Raw genomic sequence first — 15,725 nt, 5'->3', positions numbered from 1 at the left:
AGAGGGAAGGGAGGAGTGAGAGGGAAGGGAAGGCGGAAAGAGAAAGGATCAGGCCGAGCGCGCGCGGCGCGCCATGGCCTGGGTGACCCGGTCGAGGACGACCGCGAGGATGACGATCGCGACGCCGGCCTGGAAGCCCGAGCCCGCGTCGAGCCGCTGGATCGAGCGCCAGACCTCGCGGCCGAGGCCACCGGCGCCGATCATGGAGGCGATCACCACCATGGAGAGGCCGAGCATGATGGTCTGGTTGATGCCGGCCATGATGGTCGGCAGCGCCAGGGGAAGCTGCACCTTCAGAAGCTTCTGCACCGGCGAGGTGCCGAAGGCGTCGGCGGCCTCGGTCAGATCGTGCGGCACGCCGCGAATGCCGAGCGCGGTGAGGCGGATCACCGGGGGCATGGAGAAGATCACCGTGGCGAACACCGCCGAGACCGAGCCGAGCCCGAAGAAGGGGATGGCGGGGATCAGATACACGAAGCTCGGCATGGTCTGCATCATGTCGAGCGCGGGCGAGACGGTCTTCCAGGCCCGCTCCGACAGGGCGCAGCCGATGCCGATCGGCAGGCCGATCAGAAGCGCGGCGAGCGTCGAGAGCGTGACGAGAACGAGCGTTTCCACCGTCGCGTCCCACAAGCGCAGGTTCCACAGGAACAGGAAGCCGAGAAGCGCCAGAAGCCCGACGCGACGCCCCGCCAGCGCGAAGGCGCCGGCGGCCAGAAGCAGGATCAAGGCCCAGGGCGGAATGCGGAGCAGAAGATCCGTGCCCGTCGAGATCCAGCCCGCCACGAAGGCGGAAAGGCCCCGCGTCAGTGATGCGAGATGGAGGGTGAGCCAATCGAGGGCATTGCTGGAGATGTCGTCAAGAGGGAACTTGCGGATGCTTCCATCGTCGGTGAGGAGCCAGTCCATGCCATGTTCCTTTCCTCGTTCGCCTGCTTGCCGGCCAAGGCGCGCAGCGCCGTTTCGCGGGTCAGAAGACCGACGAAGCGGCCCGCGTCGTCCACCACCGCGAGGCCATGGGGTTCGTTCGCCAGAAGCGGCAGCACACTCTTCAGAACCGCGCCGGCCGGCGCGCGGGCGATGCTGCCCTCCATCAGCCTTTCGAGCCGCTGCCCGCGCGCGCCGGGCGACGCGAGCCGGTCGCGCGCGATGCGACCGACCGGCGTGTCGCGCTCGCAGGTGACGACGAAGACGTCGTCGGCCCGGCCCGGGCGCGCTTCCAGAAGCGGCCAGGCCTCCTCGGCGCTGGCGCCCTCGAAAAGGCGCGGCTGCGGGCTGACGAGGCGGCCGAGCGTGACCACGGAGGAGACGTCGATATTTTCCACGAAGCGGCGAACATACTCGCCCTGCGGGTCGAGGAGGATTTCCTCGGCCGTGCCGCTCTGCGCGATGGCGCCGTCCTTCATCAGGACGATGCGCCCGCCCAGATGGATGGCCTCGTCGAGATCGTGGCTGACGAAGACGATGGTCTTGCGCAGTTTCTTCTGCAGCGAGCGCAATTCGTTCTGCATGTCGCGGCGGATGAGGGGATCGAGCGCGGAGAAGGCCTCGTCCATCAGGAGAATGTCGGCATCGGCGCACAGGGCGCGGGCAAGGCCCGCCCGCTGCTGCATGCCGCCCGAAAGCTGGCGCGGGAACTTCGCGTCCCATCCCTTGAGGCCGACGAGTTCCACCGCCTCCAGCGCGCGCTCGCGGCGCGCCTTGCGATCGACGCCCTGAATCTCCAGCCCGTATTCGACGTTTTCCGCGATCGTGCGGTTCGGAAACAGGGCGAAGTGCTGGAACACCATGCCGAAGGTCTTGCGGCGGAACTCGCGCAGCGCCTTGGTGGACAGTTCCGTGACCTCGGTTCCGTCGATGCGGATCGACCCGGCGGTGGGCTCCACGAGGCGGTTCAGGCAGCGCAGCATGGTGGACTTGCCCGAGCCCGACAGGCCCATCACGACGAGGATCTCGCCCTCGTTGACCGAGAAGGAGACGTTGTCGAGGCCGAGCACCGCGCCGGTCTCGCTGAGGATCTCCGACTTGCCGGCGCCTTCCTTCAGGCGGCGCAGGGCGGTTTTCTCGTTGTCGCCAAAGAGCTTGACGATGTTGGAGACGCGAATGCGCTCGGCATTCGGGGGGGCGGGGGATTGCGTGATCGAACCATCCTCCATCGCTGCGAGGGCTCTTGTCTGGAGCCGCTCCAAAAAGGCGATAAGGGATCGTGACCGCAGCTTCTCCGTGTGACGATGCGAATTCGGACATCGTCCTGTAGGAAGGCGACATGGCGCCTTTTTACATGATGATATCTTGGGCCATGGTCATGTCGCGGGCAGGGGTGGTCGCGGATGCGGGCGGCAGGTCCAGGGCAACCGTGTCGGGCGCGCGGATGTCGCGCGGGGCGATGCCGAAATGGGCGCGGAACTGGCGCGCGAAATGCGCCCCGTCGCAGAAGCCCGCCTCGATCGCGATGTCGGTGACGCTCTTGCGCGTCGTCTGGAGCAGGCGCTTGGCATAGCCGAGGCGCAGCTGGCGGTAGGCCACGGCCGGGCTGACGGCGAGCGTGTCCTGAAACAGGCGCTCCAGCTGGCGCGAGGAGAGTTGCAGCCGATGCGCGATGGTCTCCACTGACAAGGGCTCGGCCATGTGCTGCTCCATGAGGAGAATAGCGCGGCGCACGCGGTCGTCGCCCCCCGCCGATCCGGCGGCGGCATGGGGCTGGGCGTCGCTGCCCTGGCGGCGGTTCTGGAGCTGGAGGACGTGGAGGCTCTTCTGCGCGGCCGAGGCGCCGACATGGCGCTCGATCAGGAAGGCGGCGAGATCGGCGACGCCCGAGCCGCCGGCGCAGGTGATGCGGTCGCGATCCACCACGAAGAGCTGGTCGGCATCGGGCACGATGTCGGAGAACTCCGCCTCGAAATCGGCATGGTGATACCAGGAGATGCAGCAGCGCCGGCCACGCATCAGCCCGGCGCGGGCGAGGACGAAGGAGCCCGTGCACACGCCCACCAGCGGCACGCCGGCGCTCGCCGCCGAGCGCAGATAGGCGATGTTGCTGTCGTCCATCTGGTTACCGGCATGAAGAAGGCCGCCCACCACGACGATATAGTCGAACGAGGTGGGATCGCTGAGCGGGGCGGTGCGCGACACGAGGACGCCGCAGGAGGAGCGCACGGGCTCGGGCCGGGCCGCCATGACGCTCCAGCCGCAGCGGATCGGGCGCGAGCGATCCCCCTCGTCGGCGGCGAGGCGCAGCGCGTCGACGAAGAGCGACAGGGCCGAGAGCGTGAAATTGTTGGCGAGAAGAAAGCCGACGCGCAAGGACGGCGTCTCGATCGCGGCGGCGCGGCCAAAAGGCGTGCGGTTCACGGGCGGGTCCTCCTTTTCACCATGCATCTCGTTTCATCATGGCGAAAAACAGAGCAGCGGCCAAGCGATTGTCGCGAAACCGTCTTGTGCGACGCGACAATCCTTCGTTTGCAGGGCCTTGGATTGCCCCGCCGAACCTTCCGTCAGGCCGCCATCTTGCGCCAGACGGAGGGCGGAATCGGCACGAGATTGCCTTCGAACTCGCGCGAACAGCGCTCCCAGCTATAGGTCTCGGCATGGCGGCGGCAGCCGGCGCGGTCGATGTCGAGCGCCTGGAGCGCGGCCGTGCGCAGGTCCTCCGAAAGGACCGCGTGCGGCGTGCCGCCGACGATGTCCTTCGGGCCGGGCACGGGCAGGGAGGCGACGGGCGTGCCGCAGGCGAGCGCCTCCAGAACCACGAGGCCGAAGGTCTCGAAGCGCGAGGGGAAGACGAAGACGTCGGCCGCCGAGAAATGCTCGGCGAGCGCGCGCCCCGTGCGGCGTCCGAGGAAATGCGCTTGGGGATAACGGGCCTTCAGCGCTTCCAGCGCCGGCCCGTCGCCCACCAGGACCTTGGAGCCCGGCAGGTCGAGCGAGAGGAAGGCCTCGAGGTTCTTTTCCGGCGAGATGCGGCCGAGATACAGAAAGAGCGGGCGCGGCAGGCCGAGGAAATCCGGGTCGAAGCCGGGTTCCTCGCGGCAGGGCGTGAAGAGCTCGGTGTCCACCGCGCGGCCCCAGCGGCGGATATTGTTGTAGCCGCGCTCGGCGAGCTCGTGCTCCAGCGTCTCGGTCTGCACCATGATGCCGTTGCCGCCATTGTGGAACCAGCGCTGGAACCCGTAGGCGAGCGGCGAGCCGACGCCGATCCGCTTCTCGAAATAATCGCCGAAGCGGGTGTGGAAGGACGTGGTGAAGGGAATGCCGCGCCGGCGGCAGTAATGGCGGGCGGCGAGCCCGATCGTGCCTTCCACGGGAATGTGGATCGTGTCGGGCTGGAAGTCCTCGATGATCCGCCCGAGCGTGCGCCCGAGCGTCATGGCGAGGCGCACTTCCGGGTAGCCGGGGGCCGGCAGGCTGGCGGAAAAATCCGCCGGGCCGACCAACCGGACCTCGTGGCCGAAACGCCTCAGCCACTCGGCCGTCGTGTCGAGCACGCGGACCACACCATTGATTTGAGGGGGAGCTGCATCAGAAGCTATCAGAATACGCATGTCGCGCTCTTTCGGCTTGAGAAAATGCCGGTCCGATTCCTGCGGGACCTACGCAATGCTAGAGCTTGCGCCAGATAGAAGCGTCAAGACGCATCCGGGAGAAATGTTCGAGGTGTTCCGGTCATGAAGGTAATCGTTCTCGGCGGTGATGGGTTCTGCGGCTGGGCCACCTCGCTCCATCTTTCGGCCGAAGGCCACGAGGTGACGATCGTGGACAATCTCGTGCGCCGGCGCACGGACGAGGAACTGGGCGTCCAGAGCCTCACCCCGATCCGCCCCATGCCCGAGCGGCTCCAGGCCTGGCGCGAAACGCGCAACTCGCCGATCGAGTTCGTGGAACTCGACGTCGCCAAGGATTACGACCGGCTGGAAGCGCTGTTCCGGCGCGTCGCGCCCGACGCGATCGTGCATTTCGCCGAGCAGCGCGCCGCGCCCTATTCGATGAAGTCGCCCTGGCACAAGCGCTACACGGTGGACAACAACGTCAACGCCACGAGCGCGGTTCTCTGCGCCATGGTGGAGGCCTGTCCCGACGCGCATCTCGTGCATCTGGGCACGATGGGCGTATACGGCTACGGCAAGACCAAGGGCATGACGATCCCGGAAGGCTATATCGAGGCGACGCTGCGCTCGGCCGGCCAGGAAGCCAATGTCGAGATCCTCTATCCGGTCGATCCCGGCTCGATCTACCACATGACCAAGACGCTGGATCAGCTCCTGTTCCAGTATTACGCCAAGAACGACGGGCTGAAGATCACCGATCTGCACCAGGGCATCGTCTGGGGCACCTCGACGCCGGAGACCGATCTCGACGAGCGCCTCGTCAACCGCTTCGACTATGACGGCGACTACGGCACCGTCCTGAACCGCTTCCTGATGCAGGCCGCCATCGGCCATCCTTTGACCGTGCATGGCTCGGGCGGGCAGACGCGCGCCTTCATCCATATCCGCGACACGGTGCGCTGCATCGCGCTCGCCATCCGCTCGGCGCCCGAGCGCGGCGCGCGCGTTCGCATCATGAACCAGATGACCGAGACCCATCGCGTGCGCGATCTCGCCGAGATGATCTCGCGCATGACCGGCGCGCCGGTGGAGCACCGGGACAATCCGCGCAACGAAATGGCCGAGAACGATCTCGTGGTCGCCAACGACACGCTGATCAAGCTTGGCCTCGAGCCGACGCGCCTGTCCGACGGTCTGATGGACGAGGTGGTGCGCGTCGCCGAGAAGCACCGCGACCGCTGCGACACGAGCCGCATCGTCTGTTCCAGCCTCTGGGTGAAGCCGCTCGCGGCGGAATAGGCGGGCGGTCCCGACATCAAACCCGCCGGGCCTCCCGGCGGGTTTTTTTGTGAGCCTTACTCCGCCGGGCTGCGGGCGCCGGGCGCGATGGCGCCGGGCTGCGCGCCAAGCTCCTGCTCCGTCCGGCGCAGGGCGCTCGGCACCACGCCGATGGCGGCGAGCAGCGTCGCAAGGCCGAGCGCCGCGCCGATCGCATGATCGGGCGCGAGGCCGAAGATCACCGCCAGAAACGCGACGCCCATGGACTGGCCGACGAGCCGGGCGGTGGACTGGATGCCGCTCGCTCCGCCCGCGCGTTCGCGCGGCGCGCTCGTGACGAGGATCTTGTTGTTGGGCGCCTGGAAGATGCCGAAGCCCAGACCCGCCACCACGAGCCGCCAGACGAGATCGAAATCGCTCGGCTGCGCCGGCAGGAGCGCGAGCGAGAGAAGACCGGCCGCGAACAGCGCGAGGCCGACGGCGGCAAGGCGTCCGGGCTCGCGCAGCCGGTCGGAAAAGCGGCCCGACACGAAGGCCGCGAGCGCCGTGGCGATCGGCCAGGGCGTCATCAGAAGGCCGGTCTCGGAGGCGCTGCGGCCCAGCGTGTCGTGAAGAAAGAAGGGCAGGGCGACGAAGGCCAGCATCTGCGCCGAAAAGGACAAGACGGAGGTCAGCGCCGACAAGGCGAAGACCGGCCGCGCCAGAAGGTCCACCGGCAGGATGGGAGCGGCGAGGCGCAACTGCGAGCGCACGAAGACCACGCCGACCGCGAGACCCGCCGCGATCTGGCCGAGTGCCAGCAAGAGCCCTTCGGAATGGCCGAGCGCGTTCACGCCCGAAATCACCAGGCCGAAGGTCGCCGCGCTGAGGGCGGCGCTCTTGACGTCGAAGCGCTCGCCCGAGCGATGGGTGACGGGCAGCGTGCGGGCGCCGACCAGAATGGCGAGAAGCCCGACCGGCACGTTCACGAGGAACAGGGCCTGCCAGGGCGCGACCGCGAGGATCAGCCCGGCGATGGTCGGCCCGGTGGCCGAGGAAACGCCGACGATCACGGCGACATTGCCCACCGCCCGGCCGAGCTGGGCACGCGGAAAGATGAAGCGCACGAGCGCGATGTTGACGCTCATGACGCCCGCCGCGCCGAGACCCTGGATGGCACGGGCGAAGATCAGCATCCCCAGCGAATCGGCCAGGGCGCAGAGGCCCGACGCCAGCGTGAACAGGGCGAGGCCCCAGAGATAGACGCGCTTGTAGCCGACCACCTCGCCGAGCTTGGCGAGCGGCAGCAGCATCATGGTGACGGCGAGCTGATAGGCGTTCACCACCCAGATCGCGTCCACCGGCCGGATGCCGAGGCTTTGGGTGATGGGCGGCAGGGCGATATTGGCGATCGCCCCGTCGAGCACCGCGACGAAGAGCGTCAGCGCGACCGTGGCGAAGGCCAGCGTGCGCTGGGGTTGGTCGAGACCGTCTTGATGCTGCATGGAAAAATCCGAGAAGGCGTCCGGCCGGTCGCGGAAGGCGCGGCCGGGAGCATGCTCAAACTAAGTCAGCCATAGGGATAGTGCCAGCCTTCCCCGGCGGCGTCAGTCGCGCGAGATCGTCTGAATGACGTCGAAACCCTCGAATTCGGGATGGCCGAGGTAGAGCGGCTTGGTGCCGCCGGCGCCGCGATGCGAGGCGCGAAAGGCGTCGGAGCGCGTCCAGGCCTCGAAATCCTCGCGGCTCGCCCAGACCGTGTGCGAGGAATAGAGCTGGTGATCCTCGCGCTCCGGCCCGCGCAGCATGTGAAATTCCACGAAGCCGGGCATCCCGGCGAGATGCGACTCGCGGTTCTTCCAGAGCGTCTCGAAATCCTCGGCCGCGTCCTTGATGACCTTGAAGCGGTTCATGGCGATGAACATGGTGGGGTTGTCTCCAGCGATTCGCGCCCGAAGATAGGGGAGCCGGCCGCCAAGCCCAAGCGAAAGGGCCTCGCGACATCGTGAGATCGGTCAAGGCTTTCGTAACCCTACGCAAACCTTTCTATGTCCTCTATGAAGCCACCTCATGACGGTCCGCGAGGCGTCGCCGCCTTCCTCCCGGCGCGCGGCTGTCTCACCCGGGCCTTGCGGACGAACACTGGAAAAGGGAACAGCTTCTTGCGCGTCCTCCACACTCTGAAAGCCGCCGCTCTCGGCGCCGCCGTTCTTCTTGCGGCCTCGCCCGCCTTCGCGCAGGCCTGCGGCAACGGCCCCGGCGGTTTTCCGACCTGGCTCGAAAGCTTCAAGCGGCAGGCCGCCGCTCAGGGCATCTCGCAGAACACGCTGCAGACCGCGCTCGGCGGCGTCACCTATGATGCCAAGGTCATCGGCCTCGACCGCAACCAGAAGAGCTTCAAGCTCTCGCTCGACGCCTTCATGGAGCGCCGCGCGCCGGCCTCCTTCGTCAAGAAGGGCAAGGGCATCATCGCGCAGAACCGCGACCTCCTGAACCGGATCGAGCAGCGCTACGGCGTCCAGAAGGAAATCCTCGTCGCGATCTGGGGCATGGAAACCGGCTTCGGCGCCAATTCCGGCAACATGAACATTTTCCGCTCGCTGGCGACCCTGTCCTACGACTGCCGCCGTTCGGACTTCTTCACCGAGGAACTCCTGGCCGCGCTGCAGATCGTCGAGCGCGGCGACAAGAAGGCGTCCGATATGAAGGGCGCCTGGGCCGGCGAGATCGGCCAGACGCAGTTCCTCGCCAAGAACTACCTGCGCTACGCCGTGGATTTCGACGGCGACGGCCGCCGCGACCTCATCCGCTCCAAGGCGGACGTTCTGGCCTCCACCGCCAACTTCCTGAAGCAGCACGGCTGGGTTCCGGGCGCGGGCTACAATCCCGGCGAGCCGAACTTCGCCCGTCTCGTCGACTGGAACCGGGCGACCGTCTACCAGCAGGGCCTCGCGCTCTTCGCCACCAAGCTCGCGAACTGAGCTCCCTCTGACGTCCGGGCCGATCGCGGCTTTCTTCCGCGATCGGCCCGGCTCGTCCCCTCCGCCCGCTCAATCCCCGTCGAGTTCCGGGTAGCGGCGGAAGATGCCGTCCTCGTTGAAGGGAATGCGGCGCGGGCTTGCGAGATAGCGGGCCAGGGCGGGATGCTCGGCCACGCGGTCGCGGATGGCGATGGCGAGCCGGTAGCGCCCCTCGATCGCCGCCATGCGGCGCGGGAAGGCGTAGCGCAGACCTTCCACGACCTGAAACAGGCCGAGATCGGCATAGGTCATCGCCGGCCCCACGAGCCAGCCCGACCGCGCCGGATTGGTGGTCGCGACGCGCTCGTACCAGCCGAGGAATTTCGGCATCCGCTGCGCGCGGAATTCGCCGGCCCGGCGCACGGCTTCCTCGCGCTGGTCCTCGTAGTAAAGGCTGGTGCCGACCGGGTGATGCGTGTCATGCGCCTCGGCCACGAGATCGGCCGTGGTGAGCGCGACGGACCGGGCAAAAAGCCGCTCGGCCTCCGTCTCCGGCGCCAATCCGAGGCGCTCGCCGAGATAGGCCGAAATCTCCGCCGCCTGCGACACGAGCCCCCCGTCCTGCACCAGAAAGGGCGGGGCGAAGGGCGGATGCGCGGCCTCTTCCATGCGCTTCATCATGGCCTCGATGCCGCCGCCCTCGGCCTCGCTCAATCGCGCGACGTCGCGATAGGGCGCCCCGGCGGCCTCCAGGACGAGGCGCGGAAACTCGCCCCGCCCCTGGATCTGCGGCCAATAGTAAAGGTCGAACGTGTCGCTCATGAAAGGCTCTCCTGTCGCGAGACGGCAATGCGCGGAGGAAGGAGGGAGTTGCGCTCGAGAGTGGGTGCGACGGTCCGTTTCCGGCAGCTTGCGTCAACGGAAGGTCGAATTGCCTTACCGTACGAGCATCTTATAATATGCTGCCCGGAAATAGGTCAGCGTTGTTGACAGACTAATTTGTAATCATTGTCCATCTGGACAAACCGATAGCGGGTATGTTTGAAGACGCGCTTCCGGGCCAGCGGCCTGCCCCCATTCGAGGAGTCTCTCCTTTGACGTTCCACTTCCGCACCTTGCTCGGCGCCGCGTCCATCGCCGCCCTCATGGCCGTCGGCGCGGCCGACGCGGCCACCTTGAACCTGCACAATGGCGGCGACGTCACCTCGCTCGACCCGCAGCGCCTGTCGGGCGACTGGGAAAACCGCGTGTCCGGCGACATTTTCGAAGGATTGGTGACGGAAGACGCGCAGGCGCATCCGATCCCCGGCATGGCGGAAAGCTGGACCATCTCGGACGACGGCCTCGTCTACACGTTCAAGCTGCGCGACGGCGTCAAGTGGTCGGACGGCGAGCCGGTCAAGGCGTCGGACTTCGTGTTCGCCTTCCGCCGCCTGATGGACCCCAAGCAGCCCGCGCAATACGCCTATCTCCAGTACCCGATGAAGAACGCCGAGGCGATCAACACGGGCAAGCTGGCCGACATGGATCAGCTCGGCATCAAGGCGCTGGACGACAAGACCGTCGAGATCACGCTGGAGCACCCGACGCCCTTCTATTTGGGCGCGCTCACCCACTACACCGCCTATCCGCTGCCCGAGCATGTCGTGAAGGCCAAGGGCGACGCCTGGGTGCAGATCGGCAATATCGTCACCAACGGCCCCTACAAGCCGGTGGAATGGGTGCCGGGCAGCCATGTGCTGACCGCCAAGAACGAGAACTGGTATGATACCGGCTCGCTGAAGATCGACGGCACCAAGTTCTTCACGCTGGAGGACATTCCGGCGGCGCTGCGCCGCTACCGCGCCGGCGAGTTCGACATTCTCACCCAGTTCCCGGCCGACCAGTACAAGTGGCTGCAGGAGAACATGCCGGGTCAGGCGCATGTGACGCCCTTCGCCGGCCTCTACTACTACGTTCTGAACAGCTCCAAGCCGCCGCTCGACAAGGCCAATGTGCGCAAGGCGCTGTCCATGGCGGTCGTCCGCGAGGCGATCGGCCCGCAGATCCTGGGCACCGGCGAACTGCCCGCCTATAGCTGGGTGCCGCCCGGCATCGCCAATTACGAGGGCGGCCCGGCCACCGTCGATTGGAAGGACCTGCCGCAGGGCCAGAAGATCGCGGAAGCCAAGAAGCTTCTGGAAGCGGAGGGCTATTCGGCCTCCAACCCGCTGAAGCTGCAGCTTCGCTACAACACCGACGAGAACCACAAGCGCGTCGCCGTCGCCATTGCCTCGATGTGGAAGCCGCTCGGCGTCGAGGTCGAGCTCGTCAACAGCGAGGTGAAGGTCCACTATGCCGACCTTCGCGCCGGCGAGTTCCAGGTCGGCCGCGCCGGCTGGCTGGCCGACTATGACGATCCCTCCAACTTCCTCGACCTTCTCAAGGGCGGGATCGAGATGAACTACGGCCGCTGGAAGAACGCGGACTACGACAAGCTCCTGACGGAGGCTCAGGCGACGCAGGACCTCAAGGCCCGCGCCGATCTCCTGAAGCAGGCCGAGACGATCGCGCTGAACGATTCCGCGGCCATCCCGATCTACTACTACGTCACCAAGAGCGTCGTTTCGCCGAAGATTTCGGGCTACGAGGACAATGTGAAGGACATTCACCGCACGCGCTGGCTGACCAAGGCCGAGTAAGGGCAACCCTGAGAGGGCGGATCGAGCGCCGCCCTCCTGACCTTTCGCCGCGCCGGCTTCGAGCCTGGCGCGGCCTTCGCCGCTGGCCGTCGCATGTCGCGGCCGCCCCGAGCGGCGCCCCTTACGAGGCAAGGCCCTTCGCCTGCCTCGCGTCCGGTCGCCCGTCCTTCCGGGCCGAGCGACGACGCCCTTCCTTGTTCGACCCTTTTCGTATCGACGCATCCGGCCGCGCGGGACATGCCGTTCCGCGCCCGAGGCCGATGCCCTTTTGGAACACTTGAGCGATGCTGTCCTTCGCCCTTCGTCGTCTCCTGACGGCGATCCCGGTGGTGCTGATCGCGGTCACCGCCTGCTTCTTCATTCTGCGACTGGCGCCAGGCGGCCCGTTCGACCAGGAACGCGCGCTGCCGCCGGAAATCCTGGCCAATCTGCGCGCCCACTACAATCTCGACCTGCCGCTCGTGCAGCAATACCTCCTGTATCTCGGCGGGCTCCTGCAGGGCGATCTCGGGCCGTCCTTCGTCACCAAGGACTTCTCGGTCGGCCAGCAGATCGCCATCGGCCTGCCCTATACGCTGATCCTCGGCGGCTCGGCCTTCGTGGTCGCCGTGGTGGTGGGGCTGGCCGCCGGCATCTACGGCGCGCTTTACCAGAACAAGGGGGCGGACTATCTGATCGCCGCCGTGATCATGATCGGCGTCGTCGTGCCGAACTTCCTGGTCGCGCCGATCCTGCAGCTCGTGTTCGGCGTCAAGCTCGGCTGGCTGCCGGTGGGCGGCTGGGGCGACGGGTCCTGGCCGCATCTCGTCCTGCCGGTCTTCGTGCTCGCCTTTCCCCATGCGGGCCGCATCTCGCGCCTCATGCGCGGCTCGATGATCGAGGTCCTGAACTCCAACTATATCCGCACCGCGCGCGCCAAGGGCGTCGGCGCGCGCCTTCTCGTCCTGCGCCATGCGATCAAGCCGGCGCTGACCCCGGTGATCTCCTATCTTGGCCCGGCCGCCGGCTACCTTCTCACCGGCTCGATCGTCGTGGAGCAGGTCTTCGGCATTCCCGGCCTCGGCCGCTACTTCATCCAGGCCGCCCTGAACCGCGACTACGGCATGGTTCTGGGAACGGTCGTCTTCTACATGCTGCTGATCGTGATTTTGAATCTCATCGTCGATCTGGCCTATGCCTGGCTCGACCCGAGGGTGCGCGCGCGATGACCCTTTATGTCGACAAGCGCGAGGCGCTCGAACCCTTCGTCGTTCACGAGGCGGAGGCCTTTCAGGGCAAGCCGCGCTCCCTGACCCGCGACGCGCTCCGGCGCTTCCGCTCCAACAAGGCGGCGATGGTCTCGCTCGCCGTGTTCCTTTTCATCGTGATCGCGGCCGTTGTCGGCCCATGGTTGACGCCCTTCGACTACGAGACGCCGGACTGGGCCGCCTTCCGCGCCCCGCCCTCGTTCGAGACGATGCACTATTTCGGCACCGACCAGAACGGGCGCGATCTCCTGGCGCGCACGCTCTACGGCACGCGCGTGTCGCTGCTCGTGGCCCTCATCGCCACCGCCGTCTCGGTCTTCGTCGGCATTCTCTACGGCGCGGTCTCGGGCTTCGTCGGCGGGCGCGTCGATGCGGCCATGATGCGCTTCGTCGATGTCATGTATGCGCTGCCCTACATCCTCTTCGTCATCCTCCTGATGGTGATCTTCGGGCGCAACGTCTATCTGCTCTTTGCCGCGATCGGCCTTCTGGAATGGCTGACCATGGCGCGCATCGTGCGCGGGCAGACGCTGTCCCTGAAGGAGCGCGAATTCGTCGAGGCCGCGCGCGCCTCGGGCGTTTCGACCTTCACCATCATCCGCCGTCATATCGTGCCGAACCTCGTCGGGCCGGTGGTGATCTTCGCGACGCTGACGGTTCCCGAGATCATCGCGACGGAAAGCTTCCTGTCCTATCTCGGCTTCGGCGTTCAGGAGCCGCTCACCTCGCTCGGCACGCTGATCTCGGAAGGCGCGGACACGCTGGAGATCATGCCCTGGCTTCTTCTTTTCCCCGGCGGCGTCCTCGTCTCGCTTCTCCTCTCGCTCGCCTTCATCGGCGACGGGCTGCGCGACGCCTTCGACCCGAAGGATCGGTAAGCTCATGACCACGACCGACAACCGGACGACACCCGTCCTGTCCCTGTCCAACTATTCGATCCGCTTTGCCACGCCCGACGGCGAGGTTCAGGCGGTGAGCGATCTGTCCTTCTCGGTGGAAGCGGGCGAAACGCTCGCCATCGTCGGCGAATCGGGCTCGGGCAAGTCGCAGACCTTCAACGGCGTCTTCGGGCTTCTCGCCAAGAACGGACGCACGGAAGGCGAGGCGCGGCTGGAGGGCGCCGATCTCCTCAAGCTCTCCACGCGCGATCTCGACCGCGTGCGCGGGCGCGACATGGCCATGGTGTTTCAGGACCCCATGACCGCGCTCAACCCGACGCTGAAGATCAAGCGCCAGCTCGCCGAGACGCTGGAGGTCCACAAGGGGATGCGGCGGCGCGAGGCGGAGGCCGAGGCGCTCGCCATGCTGAAGCGCGTCGGCATTCCCGACGCGGAGCGGCGCATCGAGCAATATCCGCACGAACTGTCGGGCGGCATGCGCCAGCGCGTGGTGATCGCCATGGCGCTTCTCTGCCGGCCGAAGGTCATCGTCGCCGACGAGCCGACCACGGCGCTGGACGTCACGATCCAGGCGCAGATCCTCGAGCTCTTCGCCGAGCTGACGGGTGAAAAGACCGCGCTCGTCCTCATCACTCACGATCTCGGCGTCGTGGCCGGCGTCGCCGACCGGATCGCCGTCATGTATGCGGGCCGCATCGTGGAGGAGGGGCGCGTCGACGACGTCTTCGCCGCGCCCGCCCATCCCTATACGGCGGCGCTGCTCGGCTCGATCCCGCGCGTCGACCGCGACACGCTGGGCGTCGATCCGATCCCCGGCCGGCCGCCCAATCTCATCCGGCCGCCGTCGGGCTGCGCCTTCCATCCGCGCTGCGGCTTCGCCGTGGAGCGCTGCACCACGGAACGCCCGCCGCTCGACCGTGTCGAGCGCGAGGGCGCCGGGCCGCGCCGGGCCGCCTGCTGGCGCGCCTTCGTGGACGCGGCCAAGGGCACCGCGAAGGGGGAACTGGCCCATGTCTGAGACTAAGATGTCTGAGACCCGAATGTCTGAGACCAAACTGTCCGAGACCGCGAAGTCCGAGAGCGCCGCGCCGCTTCTCGACGTGCGTCACCTCTCGACCGAGTTCAAGCTGAAGGGCAAGGGCTTCTTTCCCAAGGCCCAGACGCTGAAGGCGGTGCGCGACGTGTCCTTCAGCGTGCGCGAGGGCGAGACGCTCGGCATCGTCGGCGAGTCCGGCTGCGGCAAGTCCACGCTCGGCCGCTCCATCCTGCGGCTGATCGAGCCGACCGAGGGGCAGGTCGTCTGGCAGGGCCGCAATCTCGCCGACCTCTCCGCCGCCGACATGCGCGCGGCCCGGCGCGACCTGTCGATCATCTTTCAGGACCCGATCGCATCGCTCGACCCGCGCATGACGGTGGGCGAGATCATCGCCGAGCCGCTTCGCGTCGCCGAGCCCGGCCTGTCGCGCAACGAGCGCCGCGCGCGGGTGGAAAAGGTCATGGCCGAGGTCGGTCTCGTGGCCGACATGATCAACCGCTACCCGCACGAGTTCTCAGGCGGGCAGGCGCAGCGCATCGGCATTGCGCGGGCCATCGTCACCGAGCCCAAGCTCATCGTCTGCGACGAGCCGGTTTCCGCGCTCGACGTGTCGATCCAGGCGCAGATCGTCAATCTCCTCGCCGATCTGCGCAAGCGGCGCGGGCTGACCCTGCTCTTCATCAGCCACGACCTGTCGGTCGTGCGCCTCGTGTCGGATCGCATCCTCGTTCTTTATCTCGGTCGCGTGGTGGAGGAGGGGACGCGCGCCGAGGTCTTCGAGACGCCGGCGCACCCTTACGCCCGCGCGCTTCTCTCGGCCGCGCCGATCCCGGACCCGGTGGCGGCGCGCGCCCGCCGGCGCACCGTGCTGCAGGGCGATCCGCCGTCGCCCGTCAACCCGCCGTCCGGCTGCGCCTTCCGCACGCGCTGCCCGATCGCCGAACCCGTCTGCGCCGAGGTTCCACCCGAACTGAGGCCCGTCTCCGACACCCACCGCGCCGCCTGCCACTTCGCGGGCGAGGAAGCGGCGCGCCGGATGAAGGCGAAGGAAGCGCCGGCCCTGGAGGTTTTGGCGGGGTAAGCCCGATCTTGCTTCCTTAA

14 protein-coding genes are annotated in these 15,725 nt (G+C 67.2%); 7 read left to right on the top strand and 7 right to left on the bottom strand.

Features of this window, described 5'->3' with window-relative positions:
• Positions 1-48: 48 nt before the first annotated feature.
• The 4 genes from B146_RS0119250 to B146_RS0119235 all read right to left on the bottom strand — a co-directional run bounded on the left by B146_RS0119250 (position 49) and on the right by B146_RS0119235 (position 4,541).
• Positions 49-909, bottom strand: a complete 861-nt coding sequence (locus tag B146_RS0119250; RefSeq protein WP_019998113.1) for an ABC transporter permease — start codon at positions 907-909, stop codon at positions 49-51.
• A complete protein-coding gene (locus tag B146_RS26720) occupies positions 807-2,156 on the bottom strand; it encodes a quaternary amine ABC transporter ATP-binding protein (protein WP_019998112.1) in 1,350 nt (449 codons plus the stop codon). Before B146_RS26720 ends, B146_RS0119250 begins: the two co-directional genes overlap by 103 nt.
• A 121-nt stretch (positions 2,157-2,277) precedes the next feature.
• Positions 2,278-3,351 (bottom strand): GlxA family transcriptional regulator, encoded by a 1,074-nt coding sequence (locus B146_RS0119240; protein WP_244498200.1) that lies wholly within the window; start codon positions 3,349-3,351, stop codon positions 2,278-2,280.
• 143 nt (positions 3,352-3,494) lie between these two features.
• Complete coding sequence (locus B146_RS0119235; RefSeq protein WP_026358761.1) at positions 3,495-4,541, bottom strand: glycosyltransferase family 4 protein; 1,047 nt, start codon at positions 4,539-4,541, stop codon at positions 3,495-3,497.
• Between the two features lie 123 nt (positions 4,542-4,664).
• Between B146_RS0119235 and B146_RS0119230 the strand changes: the two genes are divergently transcribed.
• Positions 4,665-5,843 carry an NAD-dependent epimerase/dehydratase family protein gene (locus B146_RS0119230; RefSeq protein ID WP_019998109.1) on the top strand — a complete coding sequence of 393 codons (1,179 nt, stop codon included), beginning with the start codon at positions 4,665-4,667 and terminating at the stop codon, positions 5,841-5,843.
• 56 nt (positions 5,844-5,899) lie between these two features.
• Here B146_RS0119230 and B146_RS26715 read toward each other — a convergent pair whose 3' ends face one another.
• Complete coding sequence (locus B146_RS26715) at positions 5,900-7,306, bottom strand: MFS transporter (protein ID WP_019998108.1); 1,407 nt, start codon at positions 7,304-7,306, stop codon at positions 5,900-5,902.
• Positions 7,307-7,408: 102 nt separating this feature from the next.
• The gene (locus B146_RS0119220; RefSeq protein WP_019998107.1) at positions 7,409-7,726 is read right to left on the bottom strand and encodes an antibiotic biosynthesis monooxygenase family protein; all 318 of its coding nucleotides are present in this window, start codon (positions 7,724-7,726) and stop codon (positions 7,409-7,411) included.
• A gap of 237 nt (positions 7,727-7,963) precedes the next feature.
• Between B146_RS0119220 and B146_RS0119215 the strand changes: the two genes are divergently transcribed.
• The gene (locus tag B146_RS0119215) at positions 7,964-8,782 is read left to right on the top strand and encodes a lytic murein transglycosylase (RefSeq protein WP_019998106.1); all 819 of its coding nucleotides are present in this window, start codon (positions 7,964-7,966) and stop codon (positions 8,780-8,782) included.
• Between the two features lie 69 nt (positions 8,783-8,851).
• Here the strand turns inward: B146_RS0119215 and B146_RS0119210 are convergent, their stop codons facing one another.
• Positions 8,852-9,583 (bottom strand): glutathione S-transferase, encoded by a 732-nt coding sequence (locus tag B146_RS0119210; RefSeq protein WP_019998105.1) that lies wholly within the window; start codon positions 9,581-9,583, stop codon positions 8,852-8,854.
• Positions 9,584-9,906: 323 nt separating this feature from the next.
• On the opposite strand from B146_RS0119210, the gene B146_RS0119205 reads away from it, so the two are divergent.
• The 5 genes from B146_RS0119205 to B146_RS26710 all read left to right on the top strand — a co-directional run bounded on the left by B146_RS0119205 (position 9,907) and on the right by B146_RS26710 (position 15,705).
• Entirely contained in the window at positions 9,907-11,442 is a 1,536-nt protein-coding gene (locus B146_RS0119205; RefSeq protein ID WP_051091603.1) for a peptide ABC transporter substrate-binding protein, read from the top strand.
• A 284-nt stretch (positions 11,443-11,726) separates the two neighbouring features.
• Positions 11,727-12,650 (top strand): ABC transporter permease subunit, encoded by a 924-nt coding sequence (locus tag B146_RS0119200; protein ID WP_019998103.1) that lies wholly within the window; start codon positions 11,727-11,729, stop codon positions 12,648-12,650.
• Positions 12,647-13,567, top strand: a complete 921-nt coding sequence (locus B146_RS0119195; protein ID WP_019998102.1) for an ABC transporter permease — start codon at positions 12,647-12,649, stop codon at positions 13,565-13,567. The genes B146_RS0119200 and B146_RS0119195 overlap by 4 nt, the downstream gene beginning before the upstream one ends.
• Positions 13,568-13,571: 4 nt before the next feature.
• Positions 13,572-14,606 carry an ABC transporter ATP-binding protein gene (locus tag B146_RS0119190; protein ID WP_019998101.1) on the top strand — a complete coding sequence of 345 codons (1,035 nt, stop codon included), beginning with the start codon at positions 13,572-13,574 and terminating at the stop codon, positions 14,604-14,606.
• A gap of 22 nt (positions 14,607-14,628) precedes the next feature.
• Positions 14,629-15,705 carry an ABC transporter ATP-binding protein gene (locus B146_RS26710; protein ID WP_019998100.1) on the top strand — a complete coding sequence of 359 codons (1,077 nt, stop codon included), beginning with the start codon at positions 14,629-14,631 and terminating at the stop codon, positions 15,703-15,705.
• Positions 15,706-15,725: the final 20 nt, after the last annotated feature.

The organism is Aureimonas ureilytica DSM 18598 = NBRC 106430, assembly GCF_000382705.1.
Classification (GTDB): domain Bacteria; phylum Pseudomonadota; class Alphaproteobacteria; order Rhizobiales; family Rhizobiaceae; genus Aureimonas; species Aureimonas ureilytica.
Note: the sequence above shows the minus strand (reverse complement) of the source record. Positions and strands in the feature narration are given on the sequence as shown.

Excerpts from the sequence above, each read along its gene's own strand:
- B146_RS0119250 (WP_019998113.1), bottom strand. The coding sequence starts at position 909 with ATGGACTGGCTCCTCACCGACGATGGAAGCATCCGCAAGTTCCCTCTT.
- B146_RS26720 (WP_019998112.1), bottom strand. The coding sequence starts at position 2,156 with ATGGAGGATGGTTCGATCACGCAATCCCCCGCCCCCCCGAATGCCGAG.
- B146_RS0119235 (WP_026358761.1), bottom strand. The coding sequence starts at position 4,541 with ATGCGTATTCTGATAGCTTCTGATGCAGCTCCCCCTCAAATCAATGGT.
- B146_RS0119230 (WP_019998109.1), top strand. The coding sequence starts at position 4,665 with ATGAAGGTAATCGTTCTCGGCGGTGATGGGTTCTGCGGCTGGGCCACC.
- B146_RS26715 (WP_019998108.1), bottom strand. The coding sequence starts at position 7,306 with ATGCAGCATCAAGACGGTCTCGACCAACCCCAGCGCACGCTGGCCTTC.
- B146_RS0119220 (WP_019998107.1), bottom strand. The coding sequence starts at position 7,726 with ATGTTCATCGCCATGAACCGCTTCAAGGTCATCAAGGACGCGGCCGAG.
- B146_RS0119210 (WP_019998105.1), bottom strand. The coding sequence starts at position 9,583 with ATGAGCGACACGTTCGACCTTTACTATTGGCCGCAGATCCAGGGGCGG.
- B146_RS0119205 (WP_051091603.1), top strand. The coding sequence starts at position 9,907 with ATGGCCGTCGGCGCGGCCGACGCGGCCACCTTGAACCTGCACAATGGC.
- B146_RS0119200 (WP_019998103.1), top strand. The coding sequence starts at position 11,727 with ATGCTGTCCTTCGCCCTTCGTCGTCTCCTGACGGCGATCCCGGTGGTG.
- B146_RS0119195 (WP_019998102.1), top strand. The coding sequence starts at position 12,647 with ATGACCCTTTATGTCGACAAGCGCGAGGCGCTCGAACCCTTCGTCGTT.
- B146_RS0119190 (WP_019998101.1), top strand. The coding sequence starts at position 13,572 with ATGACCACGACCGACAACCGGACGACACCCGTCCTGTCCCTGTCCAAC.
- B146_RS26710 (WP_019998100.1), top strand. The coding sequence starts at position 14,629 with ATGTCTGAGACCAAACTGTCCGAGACCGCGAAGTCCGAGAGCGCCGCG.